General features: G+C 51.4%; 18 protein-coding genes. 17 read left to right on the top strand and 1 reads right to left on the bottom strand.

Annotation, left to right across the window (positions count from 1 at the left end; all coding sequences use genetic code 11):
• Nucleotides 1–364 precede the first annotated feature (364 nt).
• Together rluC and P1U47_RS04680 are read left to right on the top strand one after the other, a co-directional pair.
• A complete protein-coding gene (gene rluC, locus P1U47_RS04675; RefSeq protein ID WP_301027425.1) occupies nucleotides 365–1,324 on the top strand; it encodes a 23S rRNA pseudouridine(955/2504/2580) synthase RluC in 960 nt (319 codons plus the stop codon).
• Nucleotides 1,318–1,968 carry an HAD-IA family hydrolase gene (locus tag P1U47_RS04680; RefSeq protein WP_301027426.1) on the top strand — a complete coding sequence of 217 codons (651 nt, stop codon included), beginning with the start codon at nucleotides 1,318–1,320 and terminating at the stop codon, nucleotides 1,966–1,968. Before rluC ends, P1U47_RS04680 begins: the two co-directional genes overlap by 7 nt.
• A gap of 15 nt (nucleotides 1,969–1,983) precedes the next feature.
• Here P1U47_RS04680 and P1U47_RS04685 read toward each other — a convergent pair whose 3' ends face one another.
• Nucleotides 1,984–2,595, bottom strand: a complete 612-nt coding sequence (locus P1U47_RS04685; protein WP_301027427.1) for a nucleoside triphosphate pyrophosphatase — start codon at nucleotides 2,593–2,595, stop codon at nucleotides 1,984–1,986.
• A 159-nt stretch (nucleotides 2,596–2,754) separates the two neighbouring features.
• Between P1U47_RS04685 and P1U47_RS04690 the strand changes: the two genes are divergently transcribed.
• The 15 genes from P1U47_RS04690 to P1U47_RS04760 all read left to right on the top strand — a co-directional run bounded on the left by P1U47_RS04690 (nucleotide 2,755) and on the right by P1U47_RS04760 (nucleotide 15,181).
• On the top strand, nucleotides 2,755–3,288 hold the full coding sequence (locus P1U47_RS04690; protein WP_301027428.1) for a YceD family protein: 534 nt from the start codon (nucleotides 2,755–2,757) through the stop codon (nucleotides 3,286–3,288).
• Between the two features lie 23 nt (nucleotides 3,289–3,311).
• Complete coding sequence (gene rpmF, locus P1U47_RS04695) at nucleotides 3,312–3,491, top strand: 50S ribosomal protein L32 (protein WP_008250024.1); 180 nt, start codon at nucleotides 3,312–3,314, stop codon at nucleotides 3,489–3,491.
• 8 nt (nucleotides 3,492–3,499) lie between these two features.
• Nucleotides 3,500–4,504 carry a phosphate acyltransferase PlsX gene (gene plsX, locus P1U47_RS04700; protein WP_301027429.1) on the top strand — a complete coding sequence of 335 codons (1,005 nt, stop codon included), beginning with the start codon at nucleotides 3,500–3,502 and terminating at the stop codon, nucleotides 4,502–4,504.
• Between the two features lie 36 nt (nucleotides 4,505–4,540).
• Nucleotides 4,541–5,485, top strand: a complete 945-nt coding sequence (gene fabD / locus P1U47_RS04705) for an ACP S-malonyltransferase (protein WP_301027430.1) — start codon at nucleotides 4,541–4,543, stop codon at nucleotides 5,483–5,485.
• Between the two features lie 29 nt (nucleotides 5,486–5,514).
• Nucleotides 5,515–6,252: a 3-oxoacyl-ACP reductase FabG gene (gene fabG, locus P1U47_RS04710; RefSeq protein ID WP_301027432.1), complete on the top strand. Its 738-nt coding sequence runs from the start codon at nucleotides 5,515–5,517 to the stop codon at nucleotides 6,250–6,252.
• Nucleotides 6,253–6,463: 211 nt separating this feature from the next.
• Entirely contained in the window at nucleotides 6,464–6,700 is a 237-nt protein-coding gene (gene acpP, locus P1U47_RS04715) for an acyl carrier protein (protein ID WP_008250062.1), read from the top strand.
• 133 nt (nucleotides 6,701–6,833) lie between these two features.
• A complete protein-coding gene (fabF, locus tag P1U47_RS04720) occupies nucleotides 6,834–8,078 on the top strand; it encodes a beta-ketoacyl-ACP synthase II (RefSeq protein WP_301027434.1) in 1,245 nt (414 codons plus the stop codon).
• A gap of 11 nt (nucleotides 8,079–8,089) precedes the next feature.
• Nucleotides 8,090–8,911, top strand: coding sequence for an aminodeoxychorismate lyase (pabC, locus tag P1U47_RS04725; RefSeq protein ID WP_301027435.1), 822 nt, complete (start codon nucleotides 8,090–8,092; stop codon nucleotides 8,909–8,911).
• The gene (mltG, locus tag P1U47_RS04730) at nucleotides 8,904–9,959 is read left to right on the top strand and encodes an endolytic transglycosylase MltG (protein ID WP_301027436.1); all 1,056 of its coding nucleotides are present in this window, start codon (nucleotides 8,904–8,906) and stop codon (nucleotides 9,957–9,959) included. The genes pabC and mltG overlap by 8 nt, the downstream gene beginning before the upstream one ends.
• Nucleotides 9,960–10,616, top strand: a complete 657-nt coding sequence (tmk, locus tag P1U47_RS04735; RefSeq protein ID WP_301027437.1) for a dTMP kinase — start codon at nucleotides 9,960–9,962, stop codon at nucleotides 10,614–10,616.
• Nucleotides 10,609–11,598 (top strand): DNA polymerase III subunit delta', encoded by a 990-nt coding sequence (locus tag P1U47_RS04740; protein WP_301027439.1) that lies wholly within the window; start codon nucleotides 10,609–10,611, stop codon nucleotides 11,596–11,598. Before tmk ends, P1U47_RS04740 begins: the two co-directional genes overlap by 8 nt.
• A 66-nt stretch (nucleotides 11,599–11,664) precedes the next feature.
• Complete coding sequence (locus tag P1U47_RS04745; RefSeq protein WP_301027440.1) at nucleotides 11,665–12,015, top strand: PilZ domain-containing protein; 351 nt, start codon at nucleotides 11,665–11,667, stop codon at nucleotides 12,013–12,015.
• Between the two features lie 98 nt (nucleotides 12,016–12,113).
• Entirely contained in the window at nucleotides 12,114–12,890 is a 777-nt protein-coding gene (locus tag P1U47_RS04750) for a TatD family hydrolase (RefSeq protein ID WP_301027441.1), read from the top strand.
• A 99-nt stretch (nucleotides 12,891–12,989) separates the two neighbouring features.
• Nucleotides 12,990–14,108, top strand: a complete 1,119-nt coding sequence (gene gcvT, locus P1U47_RS04755) for a glycine cleavage system aminomethyltransferase GcvT (RefSeq protein WP_301027442.1) — start codon at nucleotides 12,990–12,992, stop codon at nucleotides 14,106–14,108.
• A gap of 11 nt (nucleotides 14,109–14,119) precedes the next feature.
• A complete protein-coding gene (locus P1U47_RS04760) occupies nucleotides 14,120–15,181 on the top strand; it encodes a beta-N-acetylglucosaminidase domain-containing protein (RefSeq protein ID WP_301027443.1) in 1,062 nt (353 codons plus the stop codon).
• Nucleotides 15,182–15,291 lie beyond the last annotated feature (110 nt).

Consider the following 15,291-nt stretch of genomic DNA (forward strand, 5'->3'; position numbering starts at 1 on the left):
AGTCTGGCCATGGGCCGTCTGCGCTGGGCGTCTTTCATCTATTACTGTTGGGCGCTTAAGTGGTGCGCCAGTATTGGTAACGTTCTTTACGTCGCTTTCTCAGAGTTCTATCGCACTTGCGGTGCTAACAAATATCGGCAGTACTATTAATTAATGTACCGACACTACGGTAGAATGCCCGCCGGTACACTGCTATTCACTTATGTAAATAAGGCTATGCGAATGTGTCGCAATCTTTGCCTCAGTAGTTTGCCGGCGGTCTTCCCTCTCGTCACAGCCATGCTGTGGTGGGAACCGGACCCAGTTGCTACGGAGCGACTATATCAGTATTCAATAACTAACTCAATGAGTTACGGGAGTGTACGTGGAAGCAGAAAAAGTCATCAATCCAGTGGTGCGTTTGGTGGCGGTCGAAGCTGATTATGTCGGGCAGCGCATTGACAACTTCTTAATGAGAGAGTTAAAAGGCGTCCCTAAGTCTCGGATTTATAACCTTTTGCGCCGCGGCGAGGTCCGCGTGAATAAGTCTAGGGCAAAGCCCGACTACAAGCTGGTGGAGGGCGATATTGTTCGGGTGCCGCCAGTGCGTGTGGCGGTGCGTGACGAGGCGGCCGTGCCGGTGGGTTTGGATGCTGGATTGCGCTCAGCAATTCTTTATGAAGACGAGGGTTTGATTATCATTAATAAGCCCTCTGGCTTGGCAGTTCATGGTGGTAGCGGCATTTCTTTGGGTTTGATTGAGGCCTTGCGGCAAATGTACCCCGAGCAGCGCCATTTAGAGTTAGTGCATCGTTTGGATCGCGATACGTCTGGTTGCGTAATGGTAGCTAAGCGACGCAGCGTACTTAAACAATTGCACGAGCTGCTAAGGGCTCGCAAAGGCGTGGATAAGCGTTATTTAGCCTTGGTTGCCGGTAAGTGGCCTGCTCGCAAGCAGCAAGTGAATGCGCCACTGCAAAAAAATGTGCTGTCTTCTGGTGAGCGCATGGTGAGAGTGGAGCTGGAAGGTAAAAAGTCGGTGACGGAATTTACCTTGTTGCGCAGGGTTGCCGGTGCAAGCCTGATTGAGGCGCGGCCGGTTACGGGGCGTACTCATCAAATTCGGGTGCATTGCCAATACGCCGGTTACCCCATTCTGGGTGACGACAAATATGGCGACGATGCGGCCGACGCCCATTTTCGCAAGCTGGGCTTAAAACGCCTGTTTTTACATGCGCACTCATTGGTATTTACTTTGGATGGTCGTCGGATTTCCGTGACTGCGCCGCTGGCGCCTGAGCTGGAGAAGGTTTTGGAAGTGGCGGGGAGCGATTTGTCATGCTGATTATTTTTGACTGGGATGGCACCATCTTGGACTCCAGCAATAAAATTGTGGCCTGCATGCAGGCGGGGGCGCGGGAATTTGGTGTTGAAGAGCGCTCTGGCGAGGACATTCGCAATATTATTGGTTTAGAGTTGAGTGTTGCGATCGCGTCTTTGTATCCGGCGCTGAATGCGCGGGAGGTTGAGGAGCTGCGGACGGCTTATGTGCGCAGCTTTATATTGGCCGATCGTGAGCCATGTCAGATGTTTGTTGGTGTGGAGGAGGGGTTGCGCAGCTTGAAGGCGGCGGGGCACGATTTGTGTGTGGCTACCGGAAAGAGTCGGCGCGGATTGGATGGGGTGTTTGCGGGTCTTGAGATTAGCGCACTGTTCAGTGCCAGCCGCTGCGCCGATGAGACTGCTTCTAAGCCCCATCCACTGATGCTGGAACAGTTGTGCGCGGAGCGGAGCTGCGCGCCAGAATCGGCGCTAATGGTTGGCGATACTGAGTACGACTTGGAAATGGCGAGCCGCTTAGCGATGCCCAGTGTTGGTGTGTCGTATGGTGTGCACAGTGTGGAGCGATTGCAGCGCTGGCAGCCGGTGGCGGTGATTGATCAATTTGCGGCGCTTATGCCATTGGTTGAGGGCTTGGTCGCCGATTAATGCGGGTTTGTGATATTAGTTGCGCTGTAAAACCTCGTAACCTTCGCGCGCTAAAAAATCGATTAAACGTATTAAAGGTAGGCCGATTAAAGTATTGGGGTCGTCGCTGCGAACTTGGCGGAACAGGCTGATGCCAAGTCCTTCTATTTTAAAGCTGCCCGCGCAGTCGAGGGCGGATTCGCGTTGAATGTAATTACTGATGTCGCTGCTGCTGAGGTCTCGAAACTGGGTGGACACGGTTTCTATTGCAACGTGTTGCTGGCCGGTGCGGCTATTAAGGACACAAAGTCCGGTGTGAAAGAGTACTTCGCTGCCCGAGCATTGGCTTAATTGCTGTTGGGCGCGCTCGATTGTACCTGGTTTGCCGAGTATTTTGCCGTCGAGTTCAGCGCATTGGTCGCTGGCGATAATGATCGCATTTGGGTGTTTTGTGGCAATTGCCTGGGCCTTGGTAATGCTTAGGCGGCGGGCCAATTCGGTAGCGCCTTCGTTAGTTTGCGCTGATTCATCGATGTTGGGCGCTTCGCAGAGCAGCTTTAGGCCGATTTTTTCCAGTAGTGCGCGCCGGTATGCGGAGCTGGATGCGAGAATGAGTTGCTGGGTGTTGCTTGTACTTGCGTGGTTCATGTGCGGCTTCATTGCAGGGCGGTTGGCGGCTTATTTTAACTTTTGGTGGTCGGCGGTGCTAGCGAGAGTGCAAATCCCCTAGCTTGCGCCTTGATCTGGGCTTATTAGCTGTGTTTTTGCTTTGACAATAGGGGGTGAAGTCCCTATTATTGCGCGCCTATGCAAAGACAGCCCCTACCTAAGTTCGTTGATGCTCGGAAATTTGTTGCCGGTGGTATGGAAATTCATGCTACTAAACAAGTTGCTGAACTCAGTCGGTTCACTGCCGGACTCGCTAACACTAGCGGTTCAGTAGATGTCGACTTGCGCTTTTTTCGGAGTGAGCAGGGGTTTAAGTGCATAACAGGTACGGCGCTCAGCCGCGTTGAAGTTTTGTGTCAACGTTGCATGACCGCAATGCCGATATGCATTGAGGCTGAATTTAATTTAGCCATTGTGTGGACGGATGAGCAGGCCAAAGCGCTGCCAAAATCATTGGATCCATTGATTTTAGGTGAAGACGAAGATTTGGTTTTGGCTGATCTGCTGCAGGATGAGCTGATCATTAACACTCCTTTCGTCAGCTATCACGATGACACTGTTTGTCAGGTGTTTGTACCGGAGCAAGAAGTACTTCCGGTAGAAGTGGTAAGCGATGTTGAGGAAGGCGATACGCCGTTTGCGATATTGGGGCAATTAAAGCCCCGCGATTAATCTCTACGAGGAATTGGTAAGCCATGGCTGTTCAGAAAAGTAAAGTCACACGTTCACGTCGGGGTCAGCGTCGCTCGCATGACGCATTGACTGGTCCAACTCTGTCTGTTGATCAGACTAGCGGCGAGAAGCACCTTCGTCACAATATCACTGCGGATGGTTTTTTCCGTGGTCGTAAAGTTGTTGCTGGTAAAGACGACTAAGTATTTGCGTGGCATCGCTGCGATTAGCCGTTGATGCAATGAGCGGAGACCACGGTCTCCGCTCTTCTATTCCTGCCTCTGTAAATGCGCTGAACCTTAATTCAGCTCTTCATATTGTGTTAGTTGGCGATGAGCCTACTATCGAACTTTCGCTCGTCGGTAAAAAATACGACCCCCAGCGTTTGTCGATCCACCATGCCCCCGATGTGGTGACTATGGACGATAAGCCCAGTCGTGCACTTCGCAACAAAAAAAACTCTTCTATGTACTGCGCTTTAGAGCTGCTGCGCGATGGCAAGGTGGCTGCCGTTGTTAGCGCTGGTAATACTGGCGCGCTCGTTGCAATGAGCTGTGTAGTGCTTGAGCGTTTGCCTGGTATTAAGCGGCCAGCGATTTGCGCTCCTGTGCCGGCGCATGGCGGGCATACCTATTTACTTGATCTTGGTGCGAGTGTTGAGTGCGATGCCGCCCAGCTCTATCAATTTGCTGTGATGGGTTCAGCGTTGTGTCGCGTTTTGGATCGTCGCGAAGCGCCCCGAGTAGCGTTATTGAATATTGGCTCGGAACTCATAAAAGGAACGGTCGCCATTCGCGAGGCCGCCGATCTTATTGCCGCCGACAGCGGCTTGAATTATCAGGGCTTTGCAGAGGGTGGAGATATTTTTTCGGCAGATGTAGATGTTGTAGTCTGCGACGGATTTGCCGGTAATGTCGCTCTGAAGGTGTGTGAAGGTACGGCCAAATTTATTGCTAGCACGCTGCGAGCGCGCTTTAAAAAGACCTTGTACGGCATATTGATTGGTCTTTTATCGCGACCCATCATGGCGGCGTTTCAGCGCGATATAAACCCAGAGCGCTATAATGGCGCCGCCTTATTGGGTTTGCGCGGCGTAGTGATTAAAAGCCACGGCGGCTCAGGTGTCGAGAGTTTTGAGTCAGCAATAAAGCAGGCGGCACGAGCATTGAGCTTGGATCTTCAGTCCCAAATTGAACAACAATTAAAACCGAATTAAACCTCACTATAATCACTCTGATTAAGGATAGATAAAATGAATACGCAGCAGCTTGCCTTGGTTTTCCCCGGTCAGGGGTCGCAAAAAGTCGGTATGCTGGCCGAGTTGGGCGAGGCCTTCCCTATTATAAAAACTACCTTTGCCGAGGCCTCTTCGGCACTGGATTACGATATGTGGGCGCTGGTTCAAAATGGTGAGCAGGCCCAACTTAATCTTACTGAAACTACTCAGCCGGTATTGTTGACCGCCAGCGTTGCTGTGTGGCGTTTGTGGTGCGAGCAGGGCGGCTTGCAGCCTTCGTTAATGGCTGGTCATAGTCTTGGTGAGTTTTCGGCTTTGGTGTGTGCGGGTGCGCTAGATTTTGCAGACGCTGTGCGTTTGGTGCGCGCGCGCGGGCAGTTTATGCAAACTGCTGTGCCGGTAGGCGAGGGCGCGATGGCTGCGGTGCTGGGTCTAGACGATGCCCAAATTATTGAAATTTGTGGTCAAGCGTCCGCGACGGGTATTGTTGAGGCGGTGAATTTTAATTCTCCGGGCCAAGTGGTTATTGCTGGCCAGGTTGCTGGTGTTGATAAAGCTATTGAGTTACTCAAAGCGGCGGGCGCTAAGCGCGCGCTGCCACTGCCGGTAAGCGCGCCTTTCCATACATCTTTGATGCGACCTGCGGGTGAAAAGCTGGCTGAAGCCCTAGCGGCGCTGAGTTTAAAGTCGCCTACTATACCCGTGGTTCACAATGTTCATGGTTTGACTGAGGCTGATCCACAGGCGATTAAAACCTTGTTGGTTGAGCAGATTTACAGCGCGGTTAAGTGGGTGTCCTGTGTCGAGGCGATGACCGCCGCCGGTATCACCACTACCCTGGAAGCTGGTCCCGGTAAGGTTTTAAGCGGCTTAAATAAGCGTATTGATAAATCCTTGAACTGCTTAAACATTGAGACACCAGAAACCTTGGCAGCGGCCCTTGAGGCTGTTGCTCAATAAAGAATTTATAATATTTTAGGAGCGGGACTATGACAGCAAAAGTAGCATTGGTAACTGGGGCGAGCCGAGGTATTGGTCAAGCAATCGCCATTGCCATTGGTAAAATGGGTTATCAAATTGTGGGTACTGCAACTACCGAAGCTGGTGCGGCGGCGATTACCGCACATTTTCAGGCGAGCGGTGTCGATGGTGTCGGCATGGTAATGAATGTATCAAACACAGAGTCAGTTGATGCAACATTAAAAGCCATTACTGAGCAGTTTGGTGCGCCAGCAGTGTTGGTTAATAACGCCGGTATCACCAAAGATAATTTAATGCTGCGCATGAAAGACGATGAGTGGTATGACGTAATCGATACCAACCTTAACTCGCTTTACCGTTTGAGTAAGGCTTGTTTGCGCGGTATGACCAAGGCTCGCTGGGGGCGTATTATCAATATTAGCTCGGTGGTTGGCGCTATGGGTAATGCAGGGCAAACCAATTACGCGGCAGCCAAAGCCGGTATGGACGGTTTTACTCGCGCTCTAGCGCGGGAAATTGGCTCGCGGGGAATCACCGTAAATGGCGTTGCGCCTGGTTTTATCGACACCGATATGACCAAAAAGCTGGGTGACGAGCAGCGCGAGGCCCTAAAAACTCAAATACCATTGCAGCGTTTGGGTAGCCCTGAAGAGATCGCCGGCGTTGTCGCTTTCTTGGTAAGTGACGTTGCTGGCTATGTAACGGGTGAAACAATCCATGTAAATGGCGGCATGTATATGGCGTAAACATCTGTTCATGAAGGATTTTTCCCTTCTGGACGTGAATTTTTCATATTTTGCTATGCACAAGCGGCATCAGTCGCGGTAGAATGAGCGCCGAAGTGCTGGCGATATGAAACACAATTTCGGTGGTCATGCTTTTGGCTGGTGGCCAAGCTTATTGACCACCGAGAAGCAGGCCCAAAATTTTAATATCAATTAGGAGTCACCAACGACCATGAGTAGCATTGAAGAACGCGTCAAGAAGATTGTTGCAGAGCAACTGGGTGTTAAAGAAGAAGATGTGTCTGAGTCTGCATCATTCGTAGAAGACCTCGGCGCAGATTCGCTGGACACGGTTGAACTGGTAATGGCTCTGGAAGAGGAATTTGAAACTGAGATTCCTGATGAAGAAGCTGAAAAAATTACCACTGTTAGATTGGCCATTGATTACATCAAAGCTAATCTTCAGTAAGTAATATAGCGGCCTAGCCGTTTAAAAAGCCGTCTCTATGTAATGTAGAACGGCTTTTTTTATGCCTGTACGTGTGGCATCCGTATCTGAAATAGAACGTATAAAAACACGTACTTAGAGTCGGGAGAGTATTATGGGTAAGAGAAGAGTTGTCGTCACAGGAATGGGTGTAATCAGTCCATTGGGAAATTCGGTTGCTGAAACCTGGCGCAATATTCTAGCAGGGAAGAGTGGCATCACCGCAATAGATCGCTTTGATGTTAGCGAGTTTGCCACCCGCATTGGGGGTGCCATAAAAAATTTCGACATTAATGATTATATGTCTGCCAAGGAAGCCAAGCGCTTCGATCCGTTTATTCACTACGGTGTGGCAGCAGCAGAACAAGCCTTGCAAGATGCTGGTATTGAGGTCACCGAGAGTAATGCGCACCGCATTGGTACCGCAATTGGCTCGGGAATTGGTGGCATTGGTCTAATAGAAAATAGCCGACAAATTTTGAACGCGGGTGGGCCGCGCAAAATTTCGCCGTTTACCGTGCCTGGCGCCATCATTAATATGATCGCGGGGGTGTTGGCGATAAAGCATAATTTGCAGGGGCCGAGTATTGCGATCGCAACAGCTTGCTCTACTGGTACCCATAATATCGGTATGGCAGCGCGAATGATTGCCTACGGAGACGCCGACGCAATGCTAGCCGGTGGTTCTGAAATGGCGACCACGCCAGTGGGCTTGGGCGCCTTTGCCGCTGCGCGCGCCATGTCTACTCGCAATGATGAACCGGAGCGCGCCAGTCGCCCTTGGGATAAGAATCGCGACGGCTTTGTACTTGGTGATGGCGCGGGTATGTTGGTGCTGGAAGAGTATGAATTTGCCAAGCGTCGCGGCGCTCATATACACGCGGAGCTATTGGGTTTTGGCATGAGCTGCGATGCCTTTCACATGACCTCGCCACCGGCTGATGGTCACGGTGCGCGGGCGGCGATGCAAAGTGCTTTAGATGATGCGGGCGTAAATGCCGATCAAATTGACTATATCAATGCCCACGGCACGTCTACGCCGGCAGGTGATATTGCAGAAAGCCGTGCTATTGAATCGCTGCTAGGGTCTGCTGCGGCAAAAATTGCGGTGAGTTCGACTAAGTCGATGGTTGGTCATTTGCTGGGCGCCTCCGGCGCAGTTGAAGCAATATTTTCGATTCTCGCGCTGCGCGATCAGGTGGCGCCACCAACGATTAACCTTGATGAGGTAGATGATGGCTGTAATTTAAATTACGTGCCACACACTGCCCAGCAACGCAAAATTGAACGGGTTTTGTCCAACTCCTTTGGTTTTGGCGGCACCAATGGCAGTTTATTATTTGGTCAAGTCAGTCATTGATTGGCTCGCTGATGTCATTGAGTTTGGTTAATGGTCGCTTGGCTAGCAGCATTGATATTGATAGCCGCGGTTTAGCTTATGGCGACGGTCTGTTTGAAACAGTGCTACTTAGCCAGGGTCGAGCGCTTTGGCTAGATGAGCATCTACAGCGTTTATGCCATGGCGCTCGTCGTTTACAAATTCCCTGTGATCTCGCGGCTATCACGGCAGATTGCGCGCGCCTGTTAGTTGGTTTTAGCGCTGGGGATGCCATCTTAAAAATTGTTCTCTGTCGCGGTGTTGTTGCGCGGGGTTATAACCCGCTGCCTGCAGAGACGCAGCGTATAATTAGCTTATTGCCGGCACCAGCTTCGTCTCGACAGCACTGGCAGCAGGGCGTCGGGCTAGGTGTTTGCCAGACTAAGCTCGCGCGCCAGCCGCTGTTGGCCGGAATCAAACACCTCAATCGCTTGGAGCAGGTTTTGGCGGCTGGGGAAATGCAGCGTCGCGGCTATATTGATGGTTTGGTTTTCGATGAGGCGGGCAAGCTGATTGAGACTACCCGCAGCAATGTGTTTATTGCTACGGCGGGTCGCTTGCTTACTCCCGCCTTGGATGAATGCGGGGTCAGCGGCATCATGCGCCAGCAGATTATGGTCGCGGCCGAGAAGTTGGGCTTATTAGTAAAGGAAGCCAACATTGAAATATCCGCTTTGTACGGCGCGGATGAAGTGTTTATTTGCAATAGCGTTATCGGTATTTGGCCGGTAACTAAAATAGAATGTATGCATAAAGCTGCTGGGCCATTATGTCGACGATTGCAGCGGGAGTTTGAGTCTCATTTCTATGCTTAAAGTATTTAAGGCCTTATTGGCACTTATATTTCCTCTTATTCTGACGATACTCGCTGCAGTTTGGTATCTTAATTCGTATCTCAATAAGCCGTTGCCCTTGCTTGAAAGTACCGAAGTATTCGTCTTGCCAGTAGGTACTGGGTATTCAAGTATGGTCAATTTACTGGCCGAGCGCGGCTGGGTAGAAAATCCTCAGTTATTGAAAATATACGGTCGTATTAATCCTAGCGTGGCGGAAATTAAGGCCGGTGAATATCGTTTTGAAGAGGGCATGACTATTGCCGAAAGCTTGGCGATGATGCGCTTGGGCGATGTGGTTCGGCATCAGTTAACACTGCTAGAGGGCTGGACTCTAGTCCAATTGCTGCGCTATTTAGACGCCCAAGATTTGCTCGAGAAGCAAGAGCTTAGCTTAGACGCTGGGCTGTGGTTGCAGCTCGGTATTAGCGAGCCACTGGCAGAAGTGCCAGAGGGTTTATTTTTCCCCGATACCTACGATTATTATCGCGGCGATAAGGCGAGCTTGATTCTGATTCGGGCCTACCAGCGGATGCAGCGCGTGCTGCAAGAAGAGTGGGAGGCCAGAGCCGAAGATTTACCCTATGCTAATGCCTACGAGGCGCTGATTATGGCCTCGATTATCGAAAAGGAAACCGGTGTTGCCGAGGAGCGCGCCGAAATAGCGGGGGTGTTTGTTCGCCGTTTGCAAACTGGGATGCGCCTGCAAACCGACCCCACTGTTATTTATGGTTTGGGCGATAGCTACCAAGGCAATTTGCGGGGCTCGCATTTGCGCGATGATACCAACACTTACAATACCTATCGCCAAAATGGTCTGCCGCCAAGCCCAATTGCCTTAGCGGGGCGAGAGGCTATTCATGCCGCACTACATCCCGCGCCGGGTAAGTCTGTATTTTTTGTCGCGAAAGGGGACGGCACCCACTATTTTTCTCAGACCTTGAAAGAACATGAAGCCGCGGTGAAACGCTATCAAGTGCAAAAACGCCGAGCAGATTATCGTTCGGCGCCACCGCTTAAGGAGAAATAAATGACCTTGCCAACCAAAGGGCGATTTATCACCGTGGAAGGCACCGAGGGCGTTGGTAAATCGACTAATATTGATTTTATTCGCGAGCTTCTCGACGCTGCCAATATTCCGCACATTGTGAGTCGCGAGCCTGGCGGCACGCCACTGGCCGAGGAAATTCGCAATGTACTGGTGGTACCTCGCGAAGAAAAAATGTGCGAGCTGAGTGAATTGCTATTGGTGTTTGCGGCGCGCGCCCAGCACCTTGATCAACTTATTAAACCTGCGTTAGCGCGCGGGGAATGGGTGTTGTGCGACCGCTTTACTGACGCCACATTTGCCTATCAAGGTGGCGGTCGCGGCTTGTCGCCTGATTTAATTGCGAGCCTACAAACAATGGTGCAAGGCGACTTGCGGCCAGATTGTACCTTACTGCTCGATGCACCGGTGGATGTAGGTATGAGTCGGGCGGGCGCGCGCGGCGCGCTTGATCGTTTTGAGCGCGAAAAACTGGCTTTTTTTGAAAAGGTACGGGCCGCCTATCTGGCTCAAGTAGCGGCTGAGCCAGCGCGCTTCAGGGTTATTGATGCCAGCGCCGACCTCGCTTCGGTGCAAAGTGAAATAGCCGCGGCGCTAAAGGCGCAAATCGCCGCTTGCCACGTGGCTAAACATGTCTGAGCCATTACACGCCTATGCGTGGCAAATGTCTCAGTGGCAAGATTTGCAGCGCCTAATCAACGCCGAGCGTCTGCCTCACGCCCTTTTGCTAAGTGGCCCTAGCGCAATTGGCAAACTGCGTTTTGCCCAAGCACTCGTTGGCTATTTACTTTGTGAATCGCCGAGTGCGTTGGCGGCCTGTGGGCAGTGTCGAAGCTGTCATTTTCAAAGTGACGGCGCGCATCCAGATTGCCGCGAAATCTGCCCAGAGGAGGGCAAGCGCCAGATCGGTATTGATCAAGTGCGGAGCTTGCAGCAGTTTTCGGCCCAACACGCCCACCGTAGTGGTGGTAAAAAGCTCGTTCTGATTCATCCCGCAGAAGCCATGAATGTGCATACCGCCAATGCCCTTTTAAAGACCTTAGAAGAGCCTGCAAGCGGCACCTTGTTGATCTTGGTCAGTCACAGCAGTAGCCAGCTGTTGCCAACCATTCGCTCACGCTGCTTGCAATTGAGCTTTGGTGTTCCCACAACTGAACTCACCGAACCGTGGCTGCGGGACTATGTTGGTGATCTGGCGACTGCTCAGCGGCTATTGGCAGAGACGGGTGGCCGCCCCCTCGCCGCGCGCCAAGTTTTTGAAGAAGATGGCTTGGCGACACGCGAACGCTTTGATAAGGGGTTGATGGCTTTGGTTGATGGTCAGCGCAGCCCGCTGCAATTTGCCGAGGAGCTACTCGACGCAGATATATTGCAGGTTCTCGACTGGTGGGTAGCCCGCTTGTTATCGCTGTCGCGTTATCAATTGGCCGATCAGGTGCTTACGGTGAGTAGTTGGCAGCGCTTTAAGCCACTGCCAATGGTGGCTGTGATTGGCGGATTAGAACGGGCCTTAAAACTGCGAGGCAGTTTTAATCGGGGGGTGGCCTTAAACAAGCGTTTGATATTAGAGAGCTTGTTCTTAGAGTGGGCGCAATTGTGCCAAAATCGTGCGGTGCGTTAAACATATTGCTATGATGCCCTTGTTATTAGCCAACACGGTTATATTCCGCAGGGTGGGGTTACGTTTATGAGTGGTGCGCAGGGTGCACGCAACGGTATTTTGTCGCTAACTATTCGCGATAAGGCCGTACTGTATGCGGCGTATATGCCCTTTATTAAAGATGGCGGCCTTTTTGTGCCCACAACCAAACCCTATAAGGTGGGCGACGAAGTTTTTATGCTGCTGACCTTAATGGACGAGCCAGAAAAATTGCCGATTGCTGGAAAAGTGGTGTGGATTACCCCACGTGGTGCACAGAGTAACCGCGCGGCTGGTGTTGGTGTGCAATTTGTGGGCGGCGATGGTATTGCCAACAAAAAAATTGAATCCTATCTTGCTGGCATCTTAGAATCAGACAAACCTACCCACACCATGTGAAGCCGCGTGTCGGGCTGGCTTCTCTTAAGTGAGAAGTCTGAATCTCAAACAAAAACGTCAAATCAGAGCCTTAAACCGAAACCCCAAACGAGAAGCTCATGCTTGTAGACAGCCATTGTCATCTCGATCGTATTGATCTTAGCCCCTACCAAGGCAGCCTTGAAGCGGCGGTTACGGCCGCTACTGAGCGCGGTGTTGAGCGTATGCTGTGTATTGGGATTGACCTTAATAATGCGCCGGCCGTTGTCGCTATAGCTGAAAAATTTTCCAATATTTACGCCTCTGTTGGGGTTCACCCCCTCGATATCAGTGACAGCGTCTGCTCTAAACAAACCTTGCTGGCGTTGGCCGATCATCCCAAAGTTGTCGCGATTGGTGAGACGGGTTTAGATTATTACTACAGCGCCGAACGCAAAGAAGACCAGCAGCAAAGTTTTGCCCAGCATCTACAGGTGTCGGCAAGTTGTGGCAAACCGACAATCGTTCATACCCGCGAGGCTCGCGCCGACACCCTAAAGCTTATCGCTGAACACGGTTCGGCGGATGTGGGTGGGGTATTGCATTGCTTTACTGAATCGTGGGAAATGGCAGAAGCGGCACTGGATATGGGCTATTACATCTCATTTTCTGGGATCATCACCTTTAAAAATGCCGCTGAATTGCGGGAAGTGGTGCGCCGCGTACCAATGTCGCGCCTCCTCGTAGAAACTGATTCGCCTTATCTAGCACCGGTGCCATATCGCGGCAAAAAAAATGAGCCTAAATATGTGGTTGAAGTCGCTGAGTGCGTTGCCGAATTAAAGGGGCTGTCGTTCGACGACGTTGCCAAACAAACCACGGCGAATTTTGATCAGCTGTTTTCCTTGGGGCGCTAATCGCCTTTAATCCCATTTAATAAATTAAGTGCAACTAAATTGTGGGCTGAGTTAATTGCTGTTCAACATAAGCAGCCTCAAATTTCGTCGGAGATGTAAATGACCACAGAAGTATTGAAAACCACTGCTTTAAACGCATTGCACCGTGAACTCGGTGCCAAGATGGTGCCCTTTGCGGGCTACGATATGCCAGTGCAATACCCGCTGGGTGTAATGAAAGAACATTTGCATGTACGTGAGGCGGCAGGGCTGTTTGATGTGTCGCATATGGGCCAAATTCGTTTGCGCGGCGAAAATATTGCACAAGCACTAGAGGCGCTAATGCCGCAAGACGTGATGGGCTTGCCGGTTGACCGTCAGCGCTACGGCTTGTTAACGAACGAGCAGGGCGGTATTCGCGACGACTTAATGTTCGCCAATTGCGGCGACAGTTTCATGTTAGTGGTGAACGCTGCATGTAAAGACCAAGATTACCTGTGGTTGCGACAAAATTTGCCGGAATCCATCAGCATGGAAATGCTGAATGATCAAGGCTTGTTGGCACTGCAGGGGCCGGCGGCACGACAGGTGATGGCGCGCTTGGCGCCAGAGACCGAGACTATGGTGTTTATGGATACCCGATCTTGCCAAATAGCTGGAATGGATTGCTGGCTGAGCTGCTCCGGTTATACCGGCGAAGATGGCTTTGAAATCTCGGTGGCGGCTGCCGATACTGAGGCGCTAGCGCGCTTATTATTGGCTCAAGACGAAGTTGAGTTTATTGGCCTGGGCGCGCGCGACTCATTGCGTTTAGAGGCGGGCCTATGTCTATATGGCCACGATATGGACGAGACCATTTCGCCAATATCGGCCAATCTGCTGTGGGCAATTTCAAAAGTTCGCCGGCCAGGCGAGGCTCGCGCCGGTAATTACCCTGGCGCGGCTGTCATTGCGCAGCAGCTGGCAGAGGGTACTGATCAAAAACGGGTATTACTCGATGTAGAGGGCCGCGCGCCGGTGCGAGAGGGCGCGGAGATTGTCACCGCCGATGGCAGTGTCGTTGGTCGGGTGAGTAGCGGTGGCTTTGGGCCTAGTATTGCCCGTCCACTGGTGATGGCTTATGTGGCCAATACCGTGCTCTCTGCGGGCGATGCCCTTTTTGCCAGTGTGCGGGGTAAATTGTTACCCGTAGCACTTAGGCAGGCTCCCTTTGTAGCGCAGCGTTATTATCGCGGTTAGAGGTTGTTACGATGGCTTTTACGCTCGGTGTTATTGAAGGCTTTTATGGTCGGCAATGGAGCTGGGCCCAGCGCTTTGCCTTGCCGGCGCTGCTGCGGCAATGGTCTTACGGCAGTTATATTTATGCTCCCAAAGGCGATGTGAGTTTACGCAGTGGCTGGCAGCACAATTTTGATCCCAGTCACCGCCACAATTTGCTGACCTTGGCCGAGCGCTGTCGGCGTGCTGGTATCTTGTGGGGGGTAGGTTTGTCGCCAGCTGGCTTGCAGGCTAATTATAGCGCCACCGATAAGGCGTTGTTGCGCGCTAAAATAGCAGCTATTGCCGAGCTGAAACCCGATATATTATGGGTGTTATTTGATGATCTTCCCGCGGGGAATCAATATTTGGCAGCCAACCAATTGGCTGTGGTGGCGGATATCCGCGCGCAACTTCCCAGTATCAAAATTGCTGTCTGTCCCAGTTATTACAGCTTTGACCCAATCTTGGAAACGCTTTTTGGGGCTTGCCCACCGGATTATTTTACTGAATTAAACGATGGATTAGACCCGAACGTCGACATTTTATGGACGGGTAATCGAGTCATTAGCGAGTCTTACACTGAGACAGATATTGAGCGGGCGACGGTATTATTGGGCCGAAAGCCCTTGCTGTGGGACAACTACCCCGTAAACGATGGTCGAAAAACCAGTCGTTTTCTACACCTTGCGCCCTTTGCTGGTCGACCATGGCAGCTGGCACAACAATGTGCGGGTCATATGGTTAATCCGATGAACCAATATCATTTATCCACTTTGGTCTTGCCAACTCTGGCAGACGTCTATACTCGACAGGCTGATTATCAGCCTGAACACGCTTTTGAGTCGCTTTTAAAGACCTTGCCAAGCGGGCTTGCTACATTATTATTGCGCGATAAGGCGCAGTTCCAGTTTGTGGGACTCGATGGCATGAGTTTGGAGCTGAAACAAAGTCTGGTGGCGGAGTATGCAACGCACCAACACCCCATTTCTTGTGAAATAGTCGATTGGCTTAACGAAGTGTATTGTTTTGATCCGGCGTGTTTAACCGATTAATTCGTTGCGGTAGCTTGCCAAGGATTTCGTAATACGGTAGTTTTAGCACCCGATGTTTACATAGTAAACATGGAGTATATGGCAAATGCCGCCGCCACCAACTCAATTTG

Origin of the sequence: Zhongshania sp. (assembly GCF_029212375.1) — a bacterium.
Taxonomy (GTDB): Bacteria; Pseudomonadota; Gammaproteobacteria; order Pseudomonadales; family Spongiibacteraceae; genus Spongiibacter.